At 47.8% G+C, this 7,172-nt stretch carries 5 protein-coding genes; 2 read left to right on the top strand and 3 right to left on the bottom strand.

The features are described from left to right. The first annotated feature begins 114 nt into the window (after positions 1-114). Complete coding sequence (tnpA, locus tag QTL79_RS17390; protein WP_346353254.1) at positions 115-585, top strand: IS200/IS605 family transposase; 471 nt, start codon at positions 115-117, stop codon at positions 583-585. Between the two features lie 130 nt (positions 586-715). Here the strand turns inward: tnpA and QTL79_RS17385 are convergent, their stop codons facing one another. Next, complete coding sequence (locus QTL79_RS17385) at positions 716-4,483, bottom strand: two-component regulator propeller domain-containing protein (RefSeq protein ID WP_346356215.1); 3,768 nt, start codon at positions 4,481-4,483, stop codon at positions 716-718. A gap of 195 nt (positions 4,484-4,678) precedes the next feature. Between QTL79_RS17385 and QTL79_RS17380 the strand changes: the two genes are divergently transcribed. Next, positions 4,679-5,887, top strand: a complete 1,209-nt coding sequence (locus QTL79_RS17380; RefSeq protein ID WP_346356214.1) for a 6-phosphofructokinase — start codon at positions 4,679-4,681, stop codon at positions 5,885-5,887. Positions 5,888-5,962: 75 nt separating this feature from the next. On the opposite strand, the gene QTL79_RS17375 is transcribed toward QTL79_RS17380, so the two are convergent. Both QTL79_RS17375 and QTL79_RS17370 read right to left on the bottom strand, forming a co-directional pair. Continuing rightward, entirely contained in the window at positions 5,963-6,583 is a 621-nt protein-coding gene (locus QTL79_RS17375) for a LysE family translocator (RefSeq protein WP_346356213.1), read from the bottom strand. Further along, positions 6,583-7,041: an Lrp/AsnC family transcriptional regulator gene (locus QTL79_RS17370; protein WP_346356212.1), complete on the bottom strand. Its 459-nt coding sequence runs from the start codon at positions 7,039-7,041 to the stop codon at positions 6,583-6,585. Before QTL79_RS17370 ends, QTL79_RS17375 begins: the two co-directional genes overlap by 1 nt. Positions 7,042-7,172 lie beyond the last annotated feature (131 nt).

The following is a 7,172-nucleotide window of genomic DNA, read 5'->3' as shown; positions in this document are numbered from 1 at the left end:
CTAGGCGTGTGGTTCCGGAAAGCTTATAGCTATAAGTAGAAAAGAAAAGCCTCCTTTGCTAGAATAAATGCAGGTTTGCCGACCGCATAAACTAACAAAGGAGGAGTATCCAAAATGGATAACAGCAGTTTAGCACACACAAAATGGAAATGCAAATACCATATAGTTTTCGCACCGAAATACAGAAGACAAATCATATATGGGAAAATAAAAAGTGATATCGGAGTTATACTGAGAAAGCTATGCGAACATAAAGGTGTTGAAATTATAGAAGCAAGTGCTTGCCCGGATCACGTTCACATGTTGGTAAGCATACCGCCGAAAATAAGCGTGTCAAGTTTTGTGGGGTATCTAAAAGGAAAGAGTTCATTAATGATATTTGATAGGCATGCGAACTTGAAATATCGATATGGCAATCGACAGTTTTGGTGTAAAGGATACTATGTAGATACAGTAGGTCGAAATAAAAAAGCAATTGAAGAGTATATCAAAAATCAGTTAAAAGACGATGTGATCGCCGAGCAACTTACTTTGAAAGAGCTAGTTGACCCGTTCACGGGTGAGCCAGCAAAAAAGTCGAAATAAGACCCCTTTAGGGGTAGACTGAAAAGGCTATGCGGTTGGCGGACTATTCAGCGAGTCTTGAGACTCAGCCAGTATTATGCCCTTATAGGGCTAAAGCAAACCACCCGTTAGACGGGTGGTCCTGATTCCTTTAGCGAGATTGCGTATCACTCGGCGGAAGAGGAATCTGGATTACGCATCTAAAACCTTTATTTTCATGGCTGGAAACATCGATGCGACCATGCAGTTTTTGTACGACCAGATTATGGACAATGTGCATACCGAGCCCGGTACCGCTGGTTCGTTTGGTTGTGAAAAACGGATCGAAAATTCGCTTTAGCACTTCGCTCGTCATGCCTCTGCCGTCATCTTGATAAGAAAGCGTAAGCAGATGCGCAACTTCATCCGCCGTCACGTTAAGCGTAATCGTGCCGCTATCGTCCGGTTGATAAGCGTGGAGCAGTGAGTTGCTGATCAGGTTGGTGATAATTTGTGAAAAAACTCCGGGATAACTATATAAATGCAAAGCGGGCGGACAATCGACGGTCACAGTGATCTTCGTCTTCTTTAATGCGGGATGAAGGCTAAGCAGAATGCTATGCAAATACTCGTCAAGATTAAAGTCGCGCTCCTGTTCAGAGGTTTGATCAACAGCCACCTGTTTGAAACTTTTCACCAGTTCTGCGGCTCGCACCAGATTCAAATGAATGATTTGGCTGCTTTCCTGGCAAGTTTCAATGAACTTTTCTACATCGCTCTTGCGCAACGCCGTAGTCTGAAACAAGCGGAAAAAATCTTCTGCTTGCTGCGAGAGGAAAGAGACGGCGGTGATGCCAACGCCGACCGGCGTGTTGATCTCATGTGCGACGCCGGCGACTAATTCGCCAAGTGCCGCCATTTTTTCCTGGCGCAACAACTCCGTTTGCGTGTTGCGTAGCTCAGCTAATGTTTGCGAGAGCTCTTCGTTCGTGTCAGACAGTTTTTGCTCGGCTGACTTCAAATCGGTTATATCGCCCATTGTAAGGAGAAAAGAAAGGGTTTCTCCGAGCGAATTGCGAATCGGCGAGATGACGATCAATCCCCAATAGGAGAGACCGTTTTGGCGCTGCAAAAACAATTCGCGACGCTGTTCATTCGGCGGATTAAGCAGTGACCAAAAAGGACGCCAGAGCTTTTCAAAACTTGTTGAGCCTTGAATGTTCAAATCTTGCAGCCGCGAAGCAAGCTCTCCTTTTAACTGCATTAAGTCATAACCGGAAACTTGGCAAAAGTTATGGTTGACGTATTCGATTTTACCATGGATGTCGGAGATTAAAATGGCATGCTCGCTTTGTTCGATTGCTTGCCAGAGTTTTCGTATCTCAGCAGAAGAACGGGCTTCTACTTTTTGAGCGCTGCGCAGGCTGCTGTAGCGCATAAGTAGCCAAATGATGCTTCCGGAAAAAAGTAGGTAGCAGGAATAGGCCCACCAGCTTTTCCAGGGGGGCGTACTGATAAAGATTTGCAGCTTTAACTCTTCTTCCGTCCAAACGCCGTCGCTGTCGGTTGCCTTGACTCGAAAAGTGTAGCTGCCGCCATCAAGATTGGTGTAACTGGCAAAACGGCGCGTGCCGGCATCCACCCAATCGGAGTCAAAGCCATCGAGGCGATAAGCGTATTTTATCTTTTCCGGTGACATATAGTCGATTGCAGCATATTCGAGGGAAAAATAGTTATCTTTGTAAGAGAGGTGAATCTTGACGGGGTCTGTACTGCTTAACGCTAGCGGAATTTCATGGTCAAAGACCTTGAAGCGAGTCAGGATAACTTTCGGCGTGAATTTTTTCTCGAGAATGGTTTCAGGAGAAAATCGGTTAAGACCGTTTTGGCCGCCGAAATAAAGATCGCCATTTTGACTTTGCCTGTAAGCGCCCAGGTTAAATTCATTGCCTTGCAGACCGTCAGAAACGGTAAAAATGTGATAAGTGTTATTGGCGGGATCGAATTTCGTCAAACCGCGATCACTGCTTAACCAAAGATCGCCTTGTTGGTCTTCCAGCAGGCCTAATAAAATATTGCTGCTAAGGCCATCTTTTTGCTGATAAGCGATAAAACCGTCTTTAGCTGGGTCATAGCGGTTTAAGCCGCCGCCCCAGGTGGCAATCCACAAATTGCCGAGCTTATCCTCGTGAATGGCGGTAATGTTTGAGTTGCTCAGGCTGTTTGGGTCGCGGTAGTCGTGTTTATAGCGGATAAACTCTTCACGGCTTCGATCAAAACGATTCAGTCCGTCGCTGGTTCCGACCCATAAAATGCCACGCCGATCAAGTGTGAGGGACTGAACATAATTGTTGCTTAAGCTGTTGGGGTCGTGAAGGTTATAACGATAAGGCGTAAAAAGGCCGCTGGCAGGATCGTAAAGAGTAAGTCCGCCACCCATTGTACCGATCCACAATTTTCCTGAAGGATCGGGATAAAGAGTGCTGATATTGTTATGCGTCAGCGTGTTATAAACGGAGGGATCATGCAGCAAGGTAGCGAAAGCGCCGTCGCTTTGGAGACGGGAAAGTCCTGCTGGCGTGCCGAACCAAAGCGTGCCTCTGCTATCCTGGGCAATCGCATTAACTTGGCTGTGCGGCAGGCTGCTGGCATTGCCTTGTTGATGAAAAAAAGAATGGACGAGATTTTTCGCTTGGTCGATATGGTTTAGGCCATTTTGCGTGCCGATCCAAAGGGTACCGTCAGGAGCTGTGAGGATGGATCTGACGTGATTGTCGCTTAGCTGAAAAGCTGGAGAGGCGCTTCTTCCGTACCATACAAACGGGTTTTGTCTTATTTTTTCGATTCCGTTGCCGTGAGTTGCCAGCCAAAGAATTTGGCGATCATCTTCTAGCATCGCGGCAATATAATTATTGCTGCGGCTGTTTGTACTTTGGGCGGCTTCTTGAATTGTTCTAAAGAGTTCTTCTTTAGGATCGAAAAAAATGAGACCCCCTTCTGTAGCAAGGCGGAGTCTTCCGTCTGCTGCGGGCAGTAAAGCGGTAATCATCTCAGACGACAAGTTGCCGGACTGCTCGGAATCTTGATTATACTGGACAAAGAGCCTGGCGGCACGTTGGTATTCGATTAAGCCTCTGTTTGTGCCAAGCCAAAGGCGACCTGCACGGTCTTCTGTCAACGCGGTTATATGAGGCTGCGGCAGACCGCTGTAAACTTTTTTTCGCTCGCTTGCAGATAAAAGGCGGCTGTATTCTGCCGTGTAACGTTCGAAAGTGCTCGAATCGGGATGAAAAAGATTCAAACCGTCTTCTGTGCCGATCCAGAGAAACCCGCTACTGTCTTGAAAGATCGTCGTAATATGGTTGTTGCTAAGCGTGCTTAAGTTGTCCGAAGCATGAAGAAAACGAATGAATTGATTGCTCGAAGGTTGCATGAGATTTAAACCGTCTTGGCTGCCGAACCAAAGATTCCCCTGCGTGTCGTCATAGATTACGCTGATGGCATCGTTGCTGAGGCTTGAGGGGTCGAGAGGGTCATGGCGCCAAACGGTAAAGTTATCTGTGATGCGGTTGAAACGGGCTAAGCCGCCGGATGTCCCGACCCAGATGGTGCCGTTTCGATCCTGGTGTAATGATAAAATGGCATCACGCGGCAAAGAGGTTTGTGTCATTCGATCATATTTATAAATATGAAAGGAGTAGGCATCGTAAACATAAAGTCCGTCTAACGTGCCGAACCACATCAGGCCGGAGAGTCGGTCCTTTAGCAGGCAGGTGATCCAATTTTGCGACAAGCCTTCACGACTGGAAAGGGTTTCACTAATATAGCTTTCGGAAAGTGATGAAGCTGGCTGCATAAAAACTTTGTCTGTCGCGTAGAGAAAGAAAAAAAAGAAGAAGCTCAAGAAAATCGAACAGCGCTTTAAAAAAACGGTTTTCATGTCGGAGCCTCCTTTAGCACATTAGAAAATGAAACGTAAACTATATTGAAAATTTCGACAGCTCGAACTTCTTTCCTGCCGGAACGATAAGATTACTAATTATAGTGAAGTAAGAAAAAAAGCTTTTTTTTAATAGTATGGAGGATTATAATATTTGTTGTACTATAATTATGAGCTGAAAGGATGAGAATCACGATGATGGGGAGAGCTTTAGTTGCTCAGGGTGGTGGACCCACGGCAGTCATTAATCAAACTTTAGTCGGCATCATTGAAGAAGCCCGTCGCTGGCCGCAAATCACCGGCATATATGGGGCGCTGCATGGGGTCGAAGGGTTGATCCGCGAAGAATTGGTTGATTTGAGCCAAGTCAGCAGTCATAATCTGGCCGAAGTTGCTGCAACTCCTTCTTCGGCATTGTTCTCTACGCGGGCCAAACCGGACGAAGAGTATTGTCGGAAAATCTATCGCGTACTGAAAGCGCATGATATCCGTTATTTCTTTTATATTGGAGGCAATGATTCATCGGATACGGTTCGTATTCTCAGTCGTCAGGCGCAGGCGGACGGATATGAGTTTCGCGCCATACACGTTCCAAAGACAATAGACAATGATTTGCTGGTTACAGACCATACGCCGGGCTTTGGTTCCGCAGCACGCTTTGTTGCGCAGGCTTTTGCCGGAATGAATCTGGACATGCAGGCGATGCCTGGCGTTTATATCGGCGTCGTTATGGGGCGCCATGCGGGATTTCTAACGGCTGCGGCTGCGGCTGCACAACGTTGCGCAGGCGATGGCCCGCATTTGATTTGTCTGCCGGAACATGTGTTCACGATGGAAGAATTTTTGGATCAGGTTGAAGCGGCCTATAAAGAGCATGGTTATTGCGTTGCGGCGGTGTCAGAAGGGATACGCGATGAAGCAGGGCAACCCATTCTTCTGCAATTAATGCAGGACGCCGAAAGGGATGCACATGGCAATGTCACGCTGTCGGGAACCGGAGCGCTTGGCGATTTGCTGGCCAAGGCGGTAAAAAAACGGCTGGCTATTTCTCGTGTGCGGGGCGATACATTTGGTTATCTGCAACGTTCTTTCTTAGGTTGCGTCTCGGATACCGATGCGCAAGAGGCGCGTGAAGCGGGCGAAAAAGCGGTGCAATTCGCAGTGCATAGTGATGCGGACGGTTCTATCACACTGCATCGTATCGGCAATTATCGGATCGAATACCGTTTGACGCCTCTTGATGAACTGGCCGGTAAGACCAAATATATGCCGGAAGAATTTTTATTGCGCGACCGATTCCATGTCACGGAAGCGTTTCGACGTTATCTGGAACCGTTACTGGGAACGAACGTGCCGGAAGTTGCTGCATTGCAGGCGCCGCGCGTGGCTAAAAAACTAGGCTGAAAAGAACGAGAGGGACCGCCTTAGATAGCGCTCGCTATCTAAGGCGGTCCCTCTCGCCGTGTAATGGAAATGGCCTTAAATTTGCCGTGCGAATGACCAGAGAGCGGCGGTGCCAAAGGCTGCAATTACCACGGCTGCGAGATATTGCAGGTTTTGCAGGCTGCGCGCGGTTAAACATTGACGAGACCAAGCGGCGAGCGAGCTAAGCAACAGCCACCACAGCAAGGAACCGCTGAAGATGCCAAACACGAAACTGAGTGTGACAGAGAGGTTTTCTGCTTCGATAATGCCGACGCTGGCGAACAGGGCCGCAAAAGATAAAATGGTCATCGGGTTGGTCAGAGTTAAAGCAAATGACGAAGCGGCTGCATGCCGATAATTGGAATCATCTGTTCGCCTGCCGTCAATATCCGGCGTATGTGAACGAAAAATTTGGTTTGCCAGATAAAGAAGAAACAGGCCGCCGAGTCCCTGCAGCCAGATTTGACTGAGCAGGATGAAGCGATGCAGCGCTGCGAAACCAAAAGCGGCGGCTATGCCGTATAACGCATCGGCTGACGCAGTGCCGATGCCGGTGTAAAATCCGTGCCAGAATCCGCCCGAAAGGGAACGGCGAATGCATAATATTCCGATCGGTCCGAGTGGAATGGCAATCGAGAGGCCGAGCAAAACACCCTTTAACCAAATCCATTCCATTATGCATCATCTCCTAACGGCAGACGCGGATTTTCTTTGCTGGAAGAAAGGATTACCGTGGTTCGCGTGCGTGATATGCCTGGCAATGCTTTTAAAGTCTCGCTGATGAAGGTTTCCAGCTCGGCGGTTGTGCGACAGCGAACCTTAAGAATATAATCCGCTTCGCCGGCGACGTGATGACATTCCATCACCAACGACTGCGTTTGCGTCAAATGGAGAAAGTCGCTACGATAGCGTGGGTGTTCGAGTGTTACCGAGATGAAAGCTGCTACGCTGCAGCCGAGCAAGAGAGGATTGCCAAGCGCGGCATATCCGGTGATGACGCCGGAATCTTCAAGCTTGCGTACCCGTTCGGCAACGGCTGGTGGAGTCAGGCCGACAAGATTCGCCAGTTCGGCCCAGGTTGCCCGACCGGACTGCAGTAAGTGGCGGATGATAGACAAATCATTTTTATCCACACAAACACTTCTTTCGTTAGTTTTTTATTTTAAATATTTCTTTTAATAAGAATAATAGTACTTAAATTAATTATTAGCAAGAATATCTTTTGCGGAAAACTATCTTTGCGCTGAAAAAGTGATATATGTGC

The sequence above is a fragment of the Azotosporobacter soli genome (assembly GCF_030542965.1).
Lineage (GTDB): Bacteria > Bacillota > Negativicutes > SG130 > SG130 > Azotosporobacter > Azotosporobacter soli.
The sequence above is the reverse complement of the archived record's forward strand: the minus strand, read 5'-3'. Positions and strand labels throughout refer to the sequence as shown.

Bases quoted from the DNA above. Each gene is read 5' to 3' on its own strand.
- tnpA (WP_346353254.1), top strand. From the start codon at position 115: ATGGATAACAGCAGTTTAGCACACACAAAATGGAAATGCAAATACCAT.
- QTL79_RS17385 (WP_346356215.1), bottom strand. From the start codon at position 4,483: ATGAAAACCGTTTTTTTAAAGCGCTGTTCGATTTTCTTGAGCTTCTTC.
- QTL79_RS17380 (WP_346356214.1), top strand. From the start codon at position 4,679: ATGATGGGGAGAGCTTTAGTTGCTCAGGGTGGTGGACCCACGGCAGTC.
- QTL79_RS17375 (WP_346356213.1), bottom strand. From the start codon at position 6,583: ATGGAATGGATTTGGTTAAAGGGTGTTTTGCTCGGCCTCTCGATTGCC.